20 protein-coding genes and 1 pseudogene are annotated in these 17,735 nt (G+C 35.7%); 5 read left to right on the top strand and 16 right to left on the bottom strand.

Annotation, left to right across the window (positions count from 1 at the left end; all coding sequences use genetic code 11):
* Positions 1–37 precede the first annotated feature (37 nt).
* The 7 genes from LKW28_RS01765 to LKW28_RS01735 all read right to left on the bottom strand — a co-directional run bounded on the left by LKW28_RS01765 (position 38) and on the right by LKW28_RS01735 (position 6,085).
* Entirely contained in the window at positions 38–988 is a 951-nt protein-coding gene (locus LKW28_RS01765) for a hypothetical protein (protein WP_229138610.1), read from the bottom strand.
* A gap of 268 nt (positions 989–1,256) precedes the next feature.
* Entirely contained in the window at positions 1,257–1,472 is a 216-nt protein-coding gene (locus tag LKW28_RS01760; protein ID WP_136379986.1) for a hypothetical protein, read from the bottom strand.
* 104 nt (positions 1,473–1,576) lie between these two features.
* Positions 1,577–1,924 carry a DUF1360 domain-containing protein gene (locus LKW28_RS01755; RefSeq protein WP_136379985.1) on the bottom strand — a complete coding sequence of 116 codons (348 nt, stop codon included), beginning with the start codon at positions 1,922–1,924 and terminating at the stop codon, positions 1,577–1,579.
* 103 nt (positions 1,925–2,027) lie between these two features.
* On the bottom strand, positions 2,028–3,305 hold the full coding sequence (locus tag LKW28_RS01750) for a UDP-glucose dehydrogenase family protein (protein WP_207308546.1): 1,278 nt from the start codon (positions 3,303–3,305) through the stop codon (positions 2,028–2,030).
* A 1-nt stretch (position 3,306) separates the two neighbouring features.
* The gene (locus LKW28_RS01745; protein ID WP_136379983.1) at positions 3,307–4,134 is read right to left on the bottom strand and encodes a UTP--glucose-1-phosphate uridylyltransferase; all 828 of its coding nucleotides are present in this window, start codon (positions 4,132–4,134) and stop codon (positions 3,307–3,309) included.
* Positions 4,135–4,289: 155 nt separating this feature from the next.
* Positions 4,290–5,522 carry an MFS transporter gene (locus LKW28_RS01740; RefSeq protein ID WP_136379982.1) on the bottom strand — a complete coding sequence of 411 codons (1,233 nt, stop codon included), beginning with the start codon at positions 5,520–5,522 and terminating at the stop codon, positions 4,290–4,292.
* Between the two features lie 284 nt (positions 5,523–5,806).
* Positions 5,807–6,085, bottom strand: coding sequence for a DUF3231 family protein (locus LKW28_RS01735; RefSeq protein WP_229138655.1), 279 nt, complete (start codon positions 6,083–6,085; stop codon positions 5,807–5,809).
* A 125-nt stretch (positions 6,086–6,210) separates the two neighbouring features.
* Between LKW28_RS01735 and LKW28_RS01730 the strand changes: the two genes are divergently transcribed.
* Positions 6,211–6,402, top strand: a complete 192-nt coding sequence (locus LKW28_RS01730) for a DUF3231 family protein (RefSeq protein ID WP_229138609.1) — start codon at positions 6,211–6,213, stop codon at positions 6,400–6,402.
* 141 nt (positions 6,403–6,543) lie between these two features.
* On the opposite strand, the gene LKW28_RS01725 is transcribed toward LKW28_RS01730, so the two are convergent.
* The gene (locus LKW28_RS01725) at positions 6,544–7,158 is read right to left on the bottom strand and encodes a hypothetical protein (RefSeq protein ID WP_229138608.1); all 615 of its coding nucleotides are present in this window, start codon (positions 7,156–7,158) and stop codon (positions 6,544–6,546) included.
* Positions 7,159–7,330: 172 nt separating this feature from the next.
* On the opposite strand from LKW28_RS01725, the gene LKW28_RS01720 reads away from it, so the two are divergent.
* Positions 7,331–7,783 carry a hypothetical protein gene (locus LKW28_RS01720; RefSeq protein ID WP_229138607.1) on the top strand — a complete coding sequence of 151 codons (453 nt, stop codon included), beginning with the start codon at positions 7,331–7,333 and terminating at the stop codon, positions 7,781–7,783.
* Between the two features lie 92 nt (positions 7,784–7,875).
* On the opposite strand, the gene LKW28_RS01715 is transcribed toward LKW28_RS01720, so the two are convergent.
* A complete protein-coding gene (locus tag LKW28_RS01715) occupies positions 7,876–8,898 on the bottom strand; it encodes an anti-sigma factor (protein WP_229138606.1) in 1,023 nt (340 codons plus the stop codon).
* Positions 8,882–9,415, bottom strand: coding sequence for a sigma-70 family RNA polymerase sigma factor (locus tag LKW28_RS01710; protein WP_229138605.1), 534 nt, complete (start codon positions 9,413–9,415; stop codon positions 8,882–8,884). The genes LKW28_RS01715 and LKW28_RS01710 overlap by 17 nt, the downstream gene beginning before the upstream one ends.
* Positions 9,416–9,580: 165 nt before the next feature.
* Between LKW28_RS01710 and LKW28_RS01705 the strand changes: the two genes are divergently transcribed.
* On the top strand, positions 9,581–10,021 hold the full coding sequence (locus tag LKW28_RS01705) for a GNAT family N-acetyltransferase (protein WP_229138604.1): 441 nt from the start codon (positions 9,581–9,583) through the stop codon (positions 10,019–10,021).
* Between the two features lie 116 nt (positions 10,022–10,137).
* Positions 10,138–10,548 (top strand): GNAT family N-acetyltransferase, encoded by a 411-nt coding sequence (locus LKW28_RS01700; protein ID WP_229138603.1) that lies wholly within the window; start codon positions 10,138–10,140, stop codon positions 10,546–10,548.
* Positions 10,549–10,647: 99 nt separating this feature from the next.
* Here LKW28_RS01700 and LKW28_RS01695 read toward each other — a convergent pair whose 3' ends face one another.
* From LKW28_RS01695 to LKW28_RS01675, 5 genes and pseudogenes are all read right to left on the bottom strand, one after another.
* Complete coding sequence (locus LKW28_RS01695; RefSeq protein ID WP_229138602.1) at positions 10,648–11,349, bottom strand: class I SAM-dependent methyltransferase; 702 nt, start codon at positions 11,347–11,349, stop codon at positions 10,648–10,650.
* Positions 11,350–11,420: 71 nt separating this feature from the next.
* Positions 11,421–11,573, bottom strand: a pseudogene (locus LKW28_RS01690) (NUDIX domain-containing protein); the annotation flags it as partial.
* Between the two features lie 498 nt (positions 11,574–12,071).
* On the bottom strand, positions 12,072–12,554 hold the full coding sequence (locus LKW28_RS01685; protein WP_136379975.1) for a hypothetical protein: 483 nt from the start codon (positions 12,552–12,554) through the stop codon (positions 12,072–12,074).
* 176 nt (positions 12,555–12,730) lie between these two features.
* The gene (locus tag LKW28_RS01680) at positions 12,731–14,320 is read right to left on the bottom strand and encodes a DUF1835 domain-containing protein (protein ID WP_229138601.1); all 1,590 of its coding nucleotides are present in this window, start codon (positions 14,318–14,320) and stop codon (positions 12,731–12,733) included.
* A 369-nt stretch (positions 14,321–14,689) separates the two neighbouring features.
* Positions 14,690–14,830: a DUF2935 domain-containing protein gene (locus LKW28_RS01675; RefSeq protein ID WP_267497842.1), complete on the bottom strand. Its 141-nt coding sequence runs from the start codon at positions 14,828–14,830 to the stop codon at positions 14,690–14,692.
* Between the two features lie 206 nt (positions 14,831–15,036).
* Between LKW28_RS01675 and fabI the strand changes: the two genes are divergently transcribed.
* Positions 15,037–15,816: an enoyl-ACP reductase FabI gene (fabI, locus tag LKW28_RS01670; RefSeq protein ID WP_229138600.1), complete on the top strand. Its 780-nt coding sequence runs from the start codon at positions 15,037–15,039 to the stop codon at positions 15,814–15,816.
* 41 nt (positions 15,817–15,857) lie between these two features.
* Here fabI and LKW28_RS01665 read toward each other — a convergent pair whose 3' ends face one another.
* Complete coding sequence (locus tag LKW28_RS01665; protein WP_229138599.1) at positions 15,858–17,705, bottom strand: monovalent cation:proton antiporter family protein; 1,848 nt, start codon at positions 17,703–17,705, stop codon at positions 15,858–15,860.
* Between the last annotated feature and the right edge of the window lie 30 nt (positions 17,706–17,735).

Here is a 17,735-nt window from a genome sequence, read left to right as displayed (position 1 = left end):
CCTCCTTTCTGTACATTTTTTTATTTATATAACTACACTATTTCTTTTGTTTTTTCTTTTTAGAAGATGATGTGTAAATCCTTGTTTTCTTCTTATCTTCCTTATTGGATAAGGAACTTCCCTTTTTGTCCTTATTATCCTTTCCATAAATATATTCCCGTTCAAGCTCTTTTGCATTTGCCTTAACATGTTCAATGTCTACTCCTCGTGCTGTTAAAGCCTTAATCCATTGCTCTTTGTGAACCTTTCTTACAAGATCTTCAACTTTTGAATCCCACTCTTTTTTGCCTGTTAATAGTATTTTTTCTTCTTTTTTGAGTTTCTTAAGCTTAAAATTTTCTTTAGAAAAGTATTTCTCATGTAATACTGTTGCGTATTTTTCCATCTGGATATATTTCTGCCACTCATCATAAAGTGTGGGGGCCAATTCTTTTACATGTTCTAAAAACATTTCTTGATATTGATTTCCTAAGCTATTTAGTAGTTTTCTGGGATATGGATAGACCCGATTTCTCCACACCGTTGTACCCACATCAAGAACCTTTAGATTTCCATCCTCTTGCACAAAAATATGGCGTTTATGATGATCAATTCTTTCAAGTCCAATTTCCTTATAGGTGGTTAATAAATGAATTAACTTTACAGATAAGTTTTTTGTTAATGGTTGGGATTGTAAATACTCCCGTAGATCGATTCCATAAACCATTTCCATGGCAATATATTTTGCTCCACTACAGAATACCTTTGGGAAAAGATCTGTGTGTTGGCCAAGGTTTAGTGCGTATAGCTCTCGCGAACAAACATCTTCTTCCCCATATACCTTAACACAGACACCCTCATTCACTTGAAATACAGCTCCATGTACACCCTTTCCTATCATTTCAAGTGCTGTATTATTATGGACTGTAACTTCCGCGTTTTCGTGTGCTTGAACAGTAATGCTATTTACATAATTCTCTATTTCCATACAGTCGACTATATGATTCAATTCGATTTCACCTCGTAACGTTTTACGTTGTATTTTATCAAGAATCCTTAATATAGATTTTTATTGAAAAAGACTATCAATATATCATATTCCTAGGATTTCAGCTCGTGTAGGACATATTAATTAGAAAACCCAAATTTTTACGGTACTTTTTAAAAAGCCTCAGTATAATAATTCAGTTCCGTTTACTTTTTGCTTCAAAAAAAACGAAGGCATCGAATTGATACTTTCGTTTTTTTTGTTATGCCTCTTGGGCAATTTAGTAGAATTATTCACGTCTGCTTATTTGATCTAAGACACTTTGAATATCGCTAATGCTAGCGTTTGGGCCAATTGTAATGTTCAAGTCACTCATTTTTATATCCATACCCAATACCTGAATGGATACGCCACCTGGTGCATTCAAATTCAATACATTCTCTGTATTTGAGCGTACTTGATTTAAACTGTTATTATTGTTTTTAGATGATTCACTTTTCCCCATATTCTCACCTCTTTACAGTTCCTAATTCCTACTATATGGAAAATGTCTATCTTCTGTATGGACAGGAGTGTAATTTTAGGAAAATGTGTATTTTACCTAGAAGACTAATTTAATAGTCTCGTAACACAGGTTTCGATGATGGCAGCAAGACCAGCGATTGCGAAAATAACAATAAGCGGTTCTGAAAGGGGGGTATAAAATACGTAAAGAAGATAAAGAAAGCCCGTTGCCCAAATTCCGGTACACCAATAACAACTCAAGAGCTCACCAATCCATCTTCTTAACCCGGTTCCTTTAAGCTGAATATATTCTTCAACAGTTCCATCTGGTAGCTCTTCCTCAATCATCTCGTGAAATGGTCGCCGAATAAATTCTGTAATTTTATCAAACACTAATAATCTTGTCAGGCGAAAACTGGCTAAGCCAAGTAGAATAAACTCAAAAACTGTCAAATGTATCTCCTCCTTTTCAGGTAGAACCGCGATTCAAAACTTATAGAATACCTATATTAATAAAATATGGTCATCATGTTGATTGCATGATGACCATTTTAGGTTATGGCTTTCCAATACCTTCATAATTAAATCCGAATTTGACAAGTTCTTGTTTATTTAGAACATTTCTTCCATCAAAAACGTATGGTTGCTTGACAGTACTTTTCACCTTTTCCCAGTCTAATTTTAAATACTCTTCCCAATCTGTAATTAGTAATACTGCATCCACTCCGGCTACTGCATCAAGTACGTCCTTACACTGCTTCACATAGGGATTAGAGAGTGTCACGATTGGATCATGTACCTTCACGGAACAGCCTTTACTTGTCAGTTCATCAAGTATAACCAAGCTAGGTGATTCCCTTGTATCATCGGTCCCCGGTTTAAAGGCTAATCCCAAAACCGCAATACTTTTATTATCCAAACCGCCTATTACTTTTTCAACCTTTTCCAAAAAGTAAAATGGTTGTGATTGGTTAATCGCTTTCACTTCTTCTAGAATGGATAAATCCATACCCTCTGCCTTTGCTATCGTAATTAACGCACTGACATCCTTAGGAAAGCATGAACCACCATACCCAATTCCCGCTTTCAGGAAATGTGGTCCAATCCGGTGATCGAGACCGATTCCTTTAGATATTTCGTCAATATCCACCTGCATGTTATCACAAAGCCTTGCAAGCTGATTGATAAAAGAAATTTTCAATGCAAGAAAGGAATTCGAAGCATATTTAATGAGTTCTGCTGCACTTGGGGTTGTTTCGATAAATGGAGAGTTTTCCGCTGCATATAATTGTCTCATCATTTCAAGGGCCTTTTTACTAGAACTTCCAATTACCACTCGATCGGGGTGAAGGGCGTCATAGACGGCCGACCCTTCTCTTAAAAATTCAGGATTTGATACAACATCAAACGGGACCTTTCCATTTTCAGCTTCAATGACTGTTGTTACTTTACTTGCTGTTCCAACTGGAACTGTGCTTTTATTGATAACGACCTTATATTTGTTCATATAGGTCCCGATCATTTTTGCTACTGAATATACTGCATTAAGATTTGCACTGCCATCCTCGTTCTTAGGTGTTCCTACACAAATAAAAATAAGGTCATTCTGCTCTATTGCCGTTTTGACATCTGTTGTAAATGAAATATTCTTTTCGGTAAGATGTTTCTTTAATAATTCGGGCAACCCTTTCTCATAAAAATGAAGCCTTCCCGCCGACAATGCCTCTACTTTTTTATCATCAATATCTAAGCCTGTTACAATGTGGCCTTTTTCACATAATACTAAGCCGGTTGTGGTTCCAACATAACCTGTTCCAATTACCAAAACATTCACGTTACTCCCCCTGCTCCCCATGCTTTAATGTATATATCTTTTGTACAAGCTTTATATATTCAGCTTCCTTTGCAATATCAAAACGCTCACTTGCAATCTCAAGGCCATAGGCGGGCTCTGATTGGAGCATGAGCTTTATAGCGTCTGTTAACTGAACTTCCGAACCAACACCTGGTTTGATTTTTTCTAAGCATGAAAAAATGTTAGGCTTTAAAATATATCTTCCTGTTACAGCTAGGTTAGATGGTGGATTATTTTGCGGTTTTTCAACAATATCATAAATTTTATATAGGCGCCCTTTTTCTCTTTTCTCTACCTTAACAATCCCATAACTATTTAGGTGCTTATCAGCAACCTTTTGCAAGGCAATAACATTTTTTTCATAATTTTTATAAAAGTCTATTAACTCTTCTAATGGATTTTCTTTGTTAGAAAGATAGATTTCATCCGGAAGTAAAATGGCAAACGGATCATTACCAACAAATTCCTTTGCTAAGGATACAGCATCCCCTAATCCCTTCGGATAAAGCTGCCTCGTATAATAAATTTTCACCTTTGGAAGTTTCAATGCGTCGAGAAGATGTTCTTTATTTTGCTGTTCTAAAAATGCTTCTAATTCTAAGGATCGATCATAATAATCAACAATTAAGTTTTTTGTACGTGAGACAATCATGAGGATTTGCTCTATACCCGCATTCACAGCTTCTTCAACAATATAGTCAATCGCTGGGCGCCCTCCGATAGGGAGCATTTCTTTAGGAAGTACTTTCGTCATTGGCAATCCCCGTGTACCAAACCCTGCGGCAGGAATAATAGCCTTTTTAATCATTTAGTTGTCTCCCCCCTTCTGTTATTATTCAATTTATTCACGAGTTGTCTTAGAGGAAGTTGTCCAGCTTAGAAAGGGCGAGTAAATGGGTAAATGCATAAGTGGTTTTATTGACAAAAAAACCACGGAATAAGTTCCGTGGTTTAAGATTTAGCCTATTTACTCATTTTTTGGAATAAAGAATCTGTCCGAATCCGCTTAGGCGGTTTAATAAAAAACAAGACAAGAATGGCTGCAAAGGCTGAAATACCTGCGACTGAAAAAAACAAAACATCATGTGAAAGCTTCATTAAAATGGCAAAAACAGGTGGCCCAACAGCAACACCAATAAACCGTGCACTACTATAGATTGAAGTAATTGTACCTCTTTCATCTTTTTCAGTACCATGCGTGATCAATGCGTCTAGGCTTGGAAGTGCAATCCCAATTCCAATGCCACAGAAAACAAGACCAACGAGGAAAACATATAAGTTTTCCGTATAACAAATCGCAAAGACAGCTGCAGTGTCAAGTAAAAATCCAAAGAAGACAATCCATTTTATCGCATTTTTATCATCGCCAAGTTTCTTTCCCGTGATAAATGAGGCGAGGCAAAGAGCTCCAAGTGGAATAGCCAAGATGAGTCCCTTAATAACCCCGTCGATTCCGTATTTATCTTCTAAGATCGATGAAAGGAAAAAAAGCATTCCAAACAGAATATACATACAGATTGCACCGACGATAAATATACAGATCAGCCAACGACCTTCTTCTTTTAATGTTCGCTTTATTTTTTTTAGAAAATATTTAAATTCAGAGGTGTCAACCTCGTTATCCTTTGGCGTATGCACCATAAATTGAATCAATAGGATTGAAATCAAACAAAAAATCGGAAAAGCAAAAAAAGGCATATACCAAATCGTAGCTGCTAAAATGGCACCTAAAATAGGGCTGAGAACCTTTCCAAATGTATTAGATGTTTCGATTAATCCAAGTCCTGTATTCACATCTTTCTCACTTTTACACATATCCCCTACTAATGGTAAAACAATCGGAGAAGCACCCGCAGCTCCGACTCCTTGTAAAAGTCTCCCTATTAAAATTAGGATATAAGGACTTTCAAAAAGCCATGAGGCAAGACCTGCTATTAATCCTCCAATTGCCGCAATGATCAAACTTGGAATAATCACTTTTTTCCTACCAATTCGATCAGAAAGGAAGCCAGCAATCGGGATTAAAATAATGGCAACAACAGAATAAATCGTAATAATCAAGCTGGATTGAAATGATGAAATTTCGAGTTCCTTTTCCATCATTGGTAAGACTGGAATCAGCATAGAATTGCCCAAGGTCATGACTAATGGGATGGATGCAAGGGAGAGCACGCCCCATTTTTCTTTTTTACGCATTCTCCTATCTCCTTCGGAATTCTAAATAGGTTATATTACAATTAACTTATCCTTAAACACCTATAACTATGCAAAGAAGAAGAGTATCCTTAAAGGATTTCCCTATCAATTCCTATATCGTATTAGATTAAATTCATTGGGAATTATAAATGTGAGTAAAAACTTCGGATTCATTTCCAGTTTATTCAATGGTTCAATCGTTAACAATTCTGTCACCCAAAGGTCGATTACAACGGAAAAGAAGCAGTCTCTAACTGCCCCTTTGAATTGCTGTTACTCATTTTTCAATCCTTGGCTAATTCCTTTCGGTTTGCAGCCGTTGGTGGTTTTTCTAACCATTCATTTTTTATCATGATGTTTCGTACATCTTCTGAGAATTTCATAACTTCTGTTAGTAGCCGCGAATAATCAACAATCAAATCGCTTCTTTGGCTCTCCGATATAGATACCCCATAATTCCCTATGCCTGCATATTCCATCAAGCTAAAGTGAAAAAGCATCAGTCTATCAGAAAATGGAGCTTCGGTTGAATCGGTTACCCCTTGATCAATTGTCATCGGCACTGGCAAAGAATTATTCGTTAAATAATCACCAAAAACTTTTATATATGCTTATTTGCAATTTCTTTTCCCCTCAAAATATAGTCACGAACCTTTTTCGAACCAAGCACTTGCTATTAGAAAAAGGAATGGCAGTCCGTCCCCCTTATATTCCTTATCCGAAAGAAATTGAATATATTCAAAAACAATATTTTGTTTTAGAGGGACTTGGGAATGGCCGCCCTCTAACAGGCATAGAAATTGCGAATCTATATGGTAATATACAAACGAACCAGTTAGGAGCTGGATTAGCTACTGCTTTTAGCCTTTGTAAAAAATAGTGGCACATCAAAAAAAAGCATCCAGAGCGCTAAAACAGCCCTAAACTCATCATTTTCCATATGAATACGAAAAAGGCTTTGCAACTAATCACAGCAAAATATCTTATATTACATAAAACCACGAGTGGAAAATTGAACAATCTAGTTGCCCATTGTTATAACAACTTCCAACCCTGTCGGTTTTTCAAATGGTAATTTATATTGTTTAAAAACCAACTTAAGTTCAGAAGGATCGTCGGGTAAGGCTGGTGATACTATGAATGTAAAAGATTCATGCCCCCTGGAGCCCCCACCACCCTCGTTGCGACAATCATAATCAATCACTGTGCCTTCTATCGAAAGATTAAAGAGATTAGGTTCATGAAGCCTTCTCGGCATATCATCATCAGTATCCTCCCTATCAATATTAAAATGAACGATGCTGGCATTTTCATATTGACGTACGAAAGTTACCGAATAAAACACATCATCTAATTCAAATGATTTTAAAATTGGGATATTCCTAAGGAATCCTTGTGGCTCCACAACAGGTCTAAAAATTTCTTCATTTAGGAAATGGGCAAAAACACTATTTAAAAAGTCATCATAAAAATTATATTTTTCTGCCCAGCTAGAAATTAATTTTTTTGTTGGAAAACCAGGATAATTATTAGAAAGCACTTTCCGTTGTTGCATTAATTTACATATTTGTTCATCGATTTCTTCAATTCGTTTATCATAGTGATCTGTTGGTGGTTCAAATGGTAGTCTTTTCATTTTAAGCCTCCTTGGTAATTTTATTTGAATTCAAAACTTATCTTTTACCTAACTGCACCGGGTTTCTGCACAAGTCAATTTTAACATGTTTTTCCAAATTTAATACTATACATTTAATTGTTATTATAAGCTGAAAATACTCTTGATTTATTATATTTCGGGAGGAATACAAATGAAATATATTGTTGTCGCTATAATTAGTGTTCTTGCTGTTGTATGTAGTTCCTTTTCAACAAGTGCCGCTTCAATAAAGGAACTGCCGGTAACCCAAACCTCTGGCCACTGGAAAGTAACCCTTGGAAAAGCTGAGACGGATCAAGTAAAAGAGGAGAAGGATGTTTTCAACCTATATAGTTTTGATATTAAAAATGTCGGCGAAAAGGTATATGATCTAACTTTCGAAATATATCGTGATGAGCCAAACTCCAAGACGATGCTTGGTTTAAGTGATGTTTCGTCATCAGACCAGGACTTCTATCATCATACAAACCAACCGGTTTCGATAGAAGCAAAGCAAATTGAAGTCATCGTTACCTGGATAGAAAAACCGTATGAACAGTTAACTGATGGTAAAAAAGTAGCTGGACAGAAATATAAAGAATCATTTATATTTTACCAAGAATAGAAACAAAGCCCCTTTATTGGGGCCTTTCGATCTTATAACAAACTATTAATCTATCTAGCTCTGTTGGGTCATTACATATTTCAACCTATCCTTTAATCCATAAATTCTGATTGATCAGTAGGCTCCCAATTCCATAGTTCTACTTCACCTAATTGTTCCCCTTGAATAAATGATGCCTCTTTTAGTTTTAATAATTCTTTAACAGGACCTGTTACAACAGCACCATATACGGTAAAACCTTCCTCTTGTAAATATTGATATTTTTCCTTTAAATGCCCAAGACCCAGGAACCGCTCATAATAACTTTCTGTCTTCCCTAGGAGTTCTTCCATGTTATCTAACATTAACTGTTTACTTTCCTTTACTGAACTTTCATCTAACCTGTTTATCCTTAGCGTTTGATGAAAATTTTCGTCATGATCAATTCCACCTGTTAACCCAATTACATCTGAAACCATAATCAAATTATTACTACCGCTCCAACCGTATGGCTCGAAATTTACAAATTCCCCTGTGTATAAGGGCATCCACAAAATATGAATATCAAATTCCCGTAAATTCGCAATTAGTTTTTCTGATTCCATAAAACTATCAGTGGAAAATGCTAACTCTCCAACTGTGCCTTCAGGTAGCATCTCTAATGATCCCCACACATGAGGTGATGTATTAGCGTCTAGCTTCCTATTTGTACGTGGGTCTTCAGGGAGAGAAAAGGAAAATTCACTTAATTGTTGTAGACCGGGATGTGAATAGGTAATATTGGAATAATGACTGGATAGACGCTTTGTTACTTCTGCCTCACCGATAACAAGGTCCTTAATCCCTACCTTTTTAAGTAAATTATAGGACAATCGCTTTGTACCGAATGAAGTCATTTCCTCTTCCTTAATATCGAAGTCCCCACGTACATTTGGAACAGTCCACTCAAGTGCAAGACTTGAATAATACATAGCTTCCTTTCCCACATCCATTTTATCAGCAATTATATTTACAAATATCATATAGATAGCATATATGAACAATACCACTAGCAATATACGGATAATCCGGAACGCTAAGGTGAACCTTGACTTTTTTAATATTCGTTTTTCTAAATCCTTATTCCACTCTGTCATATTCCCACCCTTTCTTTTTAGCAAGAAACGACAAACGCTTTCTTGCTCGATAAAGTGTTATTTTCACTTGTTCTTCTGTAAGTTGTAATGCTTCCATTATTTCTTGATAACTAAATTCCTCAAACTCACGTAAATAAAGGATTGACCTATATTGTTCGGGCAAAAAGGATAACAAATCCTCAAGCTGCTTATGTTGTTCTTGCTTTAATAGAGTTTCTTCCGGTATCCCATACGGACTAACCATTTCTTCTTTCGATGAGAGAATGGATAAAAAAGGAATAGACTTCCGTCGATTTTGCTTTCGCCATTCATCCAAATATGCGTTCCGTGCTACCTTAAACAGCCAAGCACGTGCTTCTTCCCCATCATATTTATGTAAAGATATAGTTGCACGAACGAAGGTTTCTTGCGTTAAATCCTCTGCAAGCTGTGCCGATCCACTTAATTTTAAAAGGTAAAAATAAAGAGGCTTTGCATACTGTTTATATAAATTTGATAATTTTAATTGATTTAGCATCTGACCCCCCTCTTTATCCTTACACTATTTACACGTTTACCTCTTGATAATGTTACAGTATTTTTATAAAATTTTAACAAAAATATATTTAACCTGCGATATTTTCCATTTAGAGGAAATTCACCTTTTAATAAAATGATTTTTACAGGATCGGAGAGAGAAACTATGTTAGAGGTAAAAACCATCGAACCAGAAATGACCTATCATTTAAGACAAACTGTTTTACGTCCAAATCAATCAATTGATGAATCCAAGCATGATACAGACCAGGGGGAATATGCATTTCATATTGGTGCATTTTATCAAGAAGTCCTAATAAGCGTTGCATCCTTTATTCGAGATAGAAATCCTGATTTCCCTATTGAAAGTCAGTATCGTTTAAGGCAAATGGCAACCCTTGAAGAATTTCGGAAGTTGGGAGCAGGAAGAGCAGTTGTTACCTACGCAGAAAATATTATCAAAGAACGGGGGATTTACTTTTTATGGTGTAAAGGCAGAACAAATGTACAAGAATATTATAGTAAGTTAGGTTTTAAAGCACATGGTGAAGTTTTTGATTATCCGCCAATTGGTCCACATATCGTGATGTACAAAAAAATTACATAACTATCGTTCTACTATCTAGTATGGCGATTGGATCCTTTTATTTATATACACTTTGTTATTTTAAAGTATTTTTTACATTCTCAACTTATATCTTTTGCACACTGAAGGAGAGACAAATGGAAACTATTACTCAAATTTCTTATAAAGTTAATGAACCAATTAAAGCGGAAGAACTCTCAAATGTATTCAAAACATCTGGAATAAAAAGACCGACTGATGATTTGAAGCGACTTCAACGAATGATTGAAAATTCTAATCCTCTGATTACCGCTTGGGATAATGGCCAACTAATTGGTGTTGCTAGAGCTATTACCGATTATAGTTATTGTTGTTATCTATCCGATTTAGCAGTTAATAAGAATTATCAAAATAACGGCATAGGTAAAGAACTCGTAAGATTACTACAAGAACATATCGGAGGAGAAGTTGCTTTACTTCTTTTGTCTTCCCCTATTGCAATGGAATACTATCCTAAGATAGGTTTTGAAAAAATAGAAAATGGTTTTAAGATTCCAAGGAAAAACTAGCAACTCAGGAGTGGCGTTTAAGTCACTTCTTTTTTGCTTACTCCTCTTTACTAAATAAAATCTCTCGTATTCAAGAAAAGATTTTTCGCCAAAGACCCCTTATTTTTCGCAGCAGAAAATAAAAGATTTGGTGTCTTCAGCTGCATGTTTAAACTCCCAATCCCCATACACTTGGATATTCGAAAATCCTGCTTGTTGCAATGACTCATAGAATTCTTCCTGTGTTCGGAATTTTAATTGCATTTTTTCATGAATTATTGTTTCGTTTGTATCTGTATTTTTCACAGTTTCATAAAACGTGTAAATACCTTCTACAAACCCCTCGTATTCTGTCCAAATTTCAAGTAGCTCACCAGTCTTCTGATTTTTAGCAATATCAGGCGTCATATCTTTTTCCCATTGTTCCCGCACTCTTGCTAATGGGTTGCGTGTATCAAAAATAAAATATCCTCCTGGTTTTAATGCTAGATATGCGTCAGAAATGACAGATTGCCAACTTTTATCTGTAAGGAATACTTGTGCAACATTTGCGGTCATTATAATAGTATCAAACGTATTTGTATGTAAATTTGAACTATCGCCTACAAGCCAAGTCAAGTCGCCAGGATACTCTTTATTTTTCGCATATTCAATTGCTTCTACATTCGGGTCGATAGCTGTAATACGATAGCCCACTTTCGCAAAATGAGAAGTCAATCTGCCTGTTCCACAGCCCAAATCAGCTATTTTTTTTAATAGAGCTAAAAAGAATTCATCGTCTTTACCCCATTGATTAATTTGGTCATATACTAACGGAATCATTAATTTACCTACTTTCTATATCCTAAAAAATTAAAAGAATGAATGGGCTGGCTATCTTTAGTAGTGTAATAATCAAACGCTTCTCTTTTTGCTGCGTCTTCTGGGGTTTCCCCATTCTCGACACCTCCACCAGGAAAAACATAATATGCTGAACCATGCCTAATCCTCTGAATTAATCCAACCTTACCATTTTCAATTATTACATCCGAGCCTCTATTTCTCATATTCCTTCCCTTCTCTACATTCAAGCTTTTTTGAAATCTAGCCCCACCACATTACACAGACAAATACTGACCATAGAGATACAAATATCCCTAACATGCCAAAAATTAATATGTAGAAAGGAATAAATTTATCATCCATTTTTTCAAACTTGATCATCAAATATGCTATTAAAGGGGTAACGAAGTAAATGAGGATACTACTAACCGTAAACGCGGTTAAGTAATACACAGCATTATTGGTATTAGTTATGTTTTCCAAAAAATAGGCAAGTGATTGCCCGTATATACCAAATGTCGTAGCAATAATTATTAAAATCCAAATAACATAATGACCTTTATACAATGCCGACTCCCCCATAATAACCACAAGTTAATTCATTATTAGTGTAATATTACACTAATAATAACAAATAACTCCACAATTGGAAATAGTCTTTTTTAAACTAGCCATCACCATTACTTTAGATGAACGTAAAAAAGACCGCTAATCAAACGGTCTCATAATCTACTAAAAAGCATTATTTTTTTATCCCTTCTGAATTTCAATATTTTTGCTAACAATACATATACAAGTAAAATTGAAAAGTAGGAAGATAAATTCATTAAAGGTAACAGTAAATTGAAAATAGTTAAAGTTGTAATAAAGTAGAACACAAAACTAAACATCAAAATACTGATTACCAGTATAAGATTGTATTTGAAAAACACCCATAATTTGTTGGTGATAATAGAAAGTATACCCATAACAACAAACAAAATTATTGAAGAGATTTCAATTCTCTCTGACCATTTTCCATATTGCATAATACTTTCTATATTTTCTGGAGTTAATGTGTCTGCTTTTGCCATCCAGACATCAGACATTTTTATTCTATAGTTCATTAATAATACATAAGCAGTATAAATAACTAACATTAAGATTAAGTAGATGTGGAAATTTCTATTGACCTTACTTCCAGTTAATTTTTGAATTAAACCCAAGTGAAGCCCCCATTATTGACCATATCTGTTTAATTTTATAATAACATTATTCAATTTTCTGTCAATTATCTTTATTATTCATATCTGTTGAAAAGCAACAATCTTTTAGAAAATATCCTTATTGAAGTAAAAGGAGGTTTACAAGAGAACGAGGTTTCATGGGGCCTTTCATATCCTTACCGCAGTTTAACACCGTAGTGCCTCATCGATTTTGGTATTCCTTTTAACTCAAGGACCCCACTATAAATTAAATGCCGAATTCTATACTCTAAAAAGAAAGCATTGATCGATTCGTTCGTCCCTGAAAGGATTTCTCCAATCACCATTCCCGCCTTGATAAAGTCCTTACTTTCCTGCCCATGATGCAACATTTCAATGGTTTTTATGATCAGTGGATCATAGTTATTTTCATTAACTTCTGCTATTTCATGGTCCCTCCATAGACGCAGGACTTCCTTCGATTGTGACAAGGATATCCATTCCTTATGATATTGATTTATATCCTGATCAGATAAAGATTGGGACTTGCTGTTTTTTTCGTAAAGCCATCTTAAATCTTCAGGTTCGATGTGTCCTGTATGGAGTACCGTTTGACCATTCAAGTTAGGCGCTATATATCTTTCATATAGTTCGGTGGAGTTGATAAGATAAATAACATTTGTTTTATTCCGCAATAAATATAGAAGGAACCTCAGCCCAATTTGTTCATCGGCATTATTGCCATACCAAATGTATATAGGATTTTGCCCGGGAATATCTTCTATCTCGCGCAATGCATTGGCAAATTTATTTTCATATTCATAATCATCCCCTTCATAATTGATATGTTCATATAACCATTCATTTCGAAACGTTTGTCCCACTTTTTCATCTAACTTCCACAATGGTCCAATCGAAAGGGAGTCAGGAAATCCAATCACAACCTTGGGTCTTTCAAGTCCAACTCTTAAGATTCCTGCTGCTGATTCCGAGGAAACAAGATGTACCGTACTAGTTTTATAACCTGCCTCATCAAAGCCTGCTGAAAAAGTATGTAATTGGCGATATTTTTGTATGTATTTATTAATTTTTTCGACCATGAGGGTCATATCGCTTTGCTGCATAAGATAACCTTTTCCTTCAAGTGGAGCGCTATTTTCATGGGTAAATGTCTCAAACTCATCTTCATGATTTAATTCAAACGTTTGCAACTCCCCACTTTCAATCCAATCCGAAACAGTTAAATAATGATTTGTTTTCATTTTATATACGAACACGACATTAGGTTCCATCAAAAAATAGATAAACGGATAATTAACTTTAGTCTTTATTGCAGCCAGCCCCTTTGAAATCCACTTAGAACAACCAGTATTAAGGCCATCCAAGCAATTGAATTTAATCCAAACAATAAGGTTACTAGTGAAGCACAAAAATGAAGAGTATATCAAAATCTTTCTCATATTCTTTTCAACTTTCACCGAAAACCTCGAACTGATTACTCCACCAAATATCAATCCAAGAAAGAATGCGGTATTAATATAGCTCCACCATGCTTCTGTAACATGTAGCACTTCATTTACAAATCCATAAAGAATAGCTGCCACCCATACTACATTTGCAATAGCTTCAATAAAAAAGATGACATGTATACTGCGAAAGATAGGATTTTTCCAAATTGTATGCCAGCCTTCTTTTAAAGCTTCTCCTGTACTCTGCTTCTCATTTTTAACCCGGAAAGGCGTTTCGTCTACAATTCCTTGCATAACTATTGTAGATATTACAAACAAGGCAAAGGTTAACCAAACATTATTCTACCCCTTTATTATCAGTTTTTAAAATTTTGATAAAAAGGGAATTTTACAATGGACAAGCCCCCTACTTTTTAATTTACTCATAGATATCTAATTCTTTACTAATTCGAAGTTACTTTTAACAAAAGGTTCCAACTCTCTGGGTAGTTATGAAAAGGGAATATTCCAAGCCAATTCGCTATAAGCCATATTAACATTTCAATGATTTCATTGTATCAAATCATCTTCACTACTTGCACCTTTCATCTCCATAAAAAAGAAGTATAGCCAACTTTCTTAATTGAAAGTTGGCTCTGCCCGAAATTAAAGTTAAGGGAAATGCATTGTTTTCCATGGTAAGCTCAATCAAGTAATAATTCCGTCTTCTAAGTTTCTCCACAGATGATGGGCTTCCCTAGCTATATGTTCCAACAAATCAGGTGAAGATGTTGTGGCAATTGCACATCTTTTGATAAGGTCATCCAGTTCTAATTTAAATTCTTCCAGACTTCAGTCTCATAATGGCTAATTTCCCTGTCAAAAAATCGACCATGATCAAAATCATTCTGGCCACTAAAAATTTTATTATCTATGCAAGTTGCCGCGGAAACCCTCTTGGGTTAAAATAAAATTGATTTAATTAGCATCAGATACTAAAACCAGGTATAATAAATAGAGAAGAATTAATTATTGATGCAGTCATGGAGGTAACAATGGAAGATTTAATTCAATTAGATGGAAAAAATATTGTTGTTATGGGCGTAGCCAATGAAAGAAGTATTGCGTGGGGGGTTGCTGAATCACTATATAAAGCTGGAGCAAAAGTTATCTATACTTATCGTCTAGATCGTTCACGCGAAAAGCTTGAAAAACTATTAGAGAAATACAACTACCCGGCTGAAATGATAGTTAGATGTGATGTGAATAGCGACGAAAGCATCTCACAAGCATTTACTGAAATCGGTGAAAAAGTAGGTACTATTCACGGATTGGTACACTCTGTTGCATTCGCCAATGCAGATGACCTAAAAGGTGATTTTATCGATACATCTAGAGATGGATATGCATTCGCACAGGATACAAGTGCCTATTCATTAGTTGCTGCAGCAAAAGCAGCTCGTCCATATTTAGCAGATGATGCTTCTATCATCACAATGTCTTACCTAGGTGCTGTGAGAGCTCTTCCTGGTTACAATGTAATGGGAATCGCGAAAGCATCGCTTGAAGCATGTGTCAGATACCTTACATTTGACCTTGGAAAAGATGGTGTTAGAATCAATGCGATTTCAGCTGGTCCAATCCGTACATTAGCTGCCAAGGGTGTACCAGGCTTCAATGACATTATGAAAATGATTGAAGAAAAAGCACCACTTAAGCGAAATGTCACAAAAGAAGATGTTGGTAACATGTCCGTAGCCATGCTAAGCAATCTTTCACGCGGAGTGACTGGCGAAGTGATTTACGTGGATTCAGGATATAATATTGTTGGCTAAACAAATGAGGGCGACCATTTAATTGGTTCGCCCTCTTACTTTTAGAATTCTAAATCCACCTTCAACTCATCCACATACTCCCTAGAGCCGGTCACAATTAATCGGTCACCTAGCAGAAGCTCTGTATCCCCATGTGGAACAATAGAATCTTTGCCTCTAAAGATTCGAACAAAGATGACATCTCCAGTAAACGGGAAATTCCGAAGCATAGTTCCATCATAAAGACCATTGTTCATTTCAATCTGATACAAGGAATTTTCCTGATTTGTCAGGATCGTCATAATACCTGGTGCCTCAATTAGCGCACGAAGTAATGTATTGGTAGACATTAATAACGAAAATACATCAATATTTTGTTCCTTGAGTTCCTCGCCAAGTTCACCCGATTCAATCCGTGCGATAACACGATCAACACCACTTTCCTTCGCGAATCTTGCAATTTCAGCATTTTGTTCATCAGACCCGGTTGTAATAACTAGAATATCCACATCAAACACATTCGAACTTTGAAGACTTTCGATTGAATAATCTTCGAGCCCGACAATATCAAACACTGAATCAGAATGTTTTTTATCAATTTTATCCTGCGTCGTATGATAAATCGTCGTATCATACAGTTTGGAGTTCAACTCTCGAATCACAGGTAATGACATTTGGTTTGCACCAATAAAGGCGACGCGAATAACAGGCTCTTCGTCCAACTGCTTTGGAAAAAGCTTTTTAAACCCAATTGGTGAAACAATACTGGCAATAACCGCAACTAAGATTAATGCACCCGACATTCTATCATCAATGATTCCCATTTTCTCCCCAACAGTTGCTGCTGCAATGACAAGAGATAATGTTGAAGTTAATAAGGCTCCGGCTCCAATCGTGGTTCGCCAATCATACCAGCGCTTAATATATAGGATTGGAAGCATTTTTGAAATCGCTAAAGCAATAAATAATAATGGGATGAGCAATAAGATTTTTGGATCTTGGAAAAGCGCCCATAGATCGAGCTCAACCCCAATCATTACAAAAAAGATCGGAATTAAAAATCCATAACCAAATGAATCAAGCTGCTGCACCATTTCATGATTTGGTGATAATAATGATACTAAAACACCGGCTAAAAACGCCCCTAAAATATTCTCTGCACCAATTGTTTCTGAAAGAGCAACTAGGATCATGATTAATGCAAAAATTGCCCTTGTTCCAATTTGAACGGTTCCCTTTGACATTGTTTCAAGAAAGGAACGATTCTGAAACCTCTTTCCTACTAAATATAGGAGTACCCCTGCACCAAATAAGATTAACAGGAGCCACATATTGCTTTCCCCGCCTCCATAAATGGAAGCAAAAACAGCAAGTAAAATCATCGTCACAAGGTCAGCTACTACTGCAACAAGTAAAATAATCTGACCAATATTCGTTTTCATAATTTGGGCATCCTTAAGGGTTGGCACGACAACCCCTAAAGAAATCGTAGAAATGATCAATGTCATTAGAAAGGCATTATCAGTAAACCCTGTCCACACAAATATATATGATAACAGAAGCGATAAAATAAAAATTCCTGCAAAAACAACAATTGAAACAAGGAAAGTACTAGGAGCTTTTTTACCACTAGGTAGCTTTTGTCCCTTTTTTCCACCTGCAAAAGCTTTAAAGTCAATTTCAACCCCACTTAAAAACATTAAAAAGATAAATCCTAAAGTTGAAAGGGTTTCAAGCCACATATCAGGTTCAACCACGTCGAACCCGCTTTTTCCGATAATAATCCCCATGATAATTTCTGCTACAACGACAGGAATAACGCGAAGTTTAAACCTATGTAATAACAGTGGTGTCAAAAAAGCCACCACCATCACAATTACTAACGATGTTAATGAAGCGCCATGTTCCATGTTTTACCCCCTTAAAAGATATTTTTAAAT

The organism is Bacillus sp. REN16 (assembly GCF_020731355.1).
Taxonomy (GTDB): Bacteria; Bacillota; Bacilli; order Bacillales; family Bacillaceae_L; genus Ferdinandcohnia.
Note: the sequence above shows the minus strand (reverse complement) of the source record. Positions and strands in the feature narration are given on the sequence as shown.

Coding starts and splice junctions, on each gene's coding strand:
- LKW28_RS01760 (WP_136379986.1), bottom strand. CDS start 1,472: ATGGGGAAAAGTGAATCATCTAAAAACAATAATAACAGTTTAAATCAA.
- LKW28_RS01745 (WP_136379983.1), bottom strand. CDS start 4,134: ATGATTAAAAAGGCTATTATTCCTGCCGCAGGGTTTGGTACACGGGGA.
- LKW28_RS01740 (WP_136379982.1), bottom strand. CDS start 5,522: ATGCGTAAAAAAGAAAAATGGGGCGTGCTCTCCCTTGCATCCATCCCA.
- LKW28_RS01730 (WP_229138609.1), top strand. CDS start 6,211: ATGGCAGTCCGTCCCCCTTATATTCCTTATCCGAAAGAAATTGAATAT.
- LKW28_RS01725 (WP_229138608.1), bottom strand. CDS start 7,158: ATGAAAAGACTACCATTTGAACCACCAACAGATCACTATGATAAACGA.
- LKW28_RS01720 (WP_229138607.1), top strand. CDS start 7,331: ATGAAATATATTGTTGTCGCTATAATTAGTGTTCTTGCTGTTGTATGT.
- LKW28_RS01715 (WP_229138606.1), bottom strand. CDS start 8,898: ATGACAGAGTGGAATAAGGATTTAGAAAAACGAATATTAAAAAAGTCA.
- LKW28_RS01710 (WP_229138605.1), bottom strand. CDS start 9,415: ATGCTAAATCAATTAAAATTATCAAATTTATATAAACAGTATGCAAAG.
- LKW28_RS01705 (WP_229138604.1), top strand. CDS start 9,581: ATGTTAGAGGTAAAAACCATCGAACCAGAAATGACCTATCATTTAAGA.
- LKW28_RS01700 (WP_229138603.1), top strand. CDS start 10,138: ATGGAAACTATTACTCAAATTTCTTATAAAGTTAATGAACCAATTAAA.
- LKW28_RS01695 (WP_229138602.1), bottom strand. CDS start 11,349: ATGATTCCGTTAGTATATGACCAAATTAATCAATGGGGTAAAGACGAT.
- fabI (WP_229138600.1), top strand. CDS start 15,037: ATGGAAGATTTAATTCAATTAGATGGAAAAAATATTGTTGTTATGGGC.
- LKW28_RS01665 (WP_229138599.1), bottom strand. CDS start 17,705: ATGGAACATGGCGCTTCATTAACATCGTTAGTAATTGTGATGGTGGTG.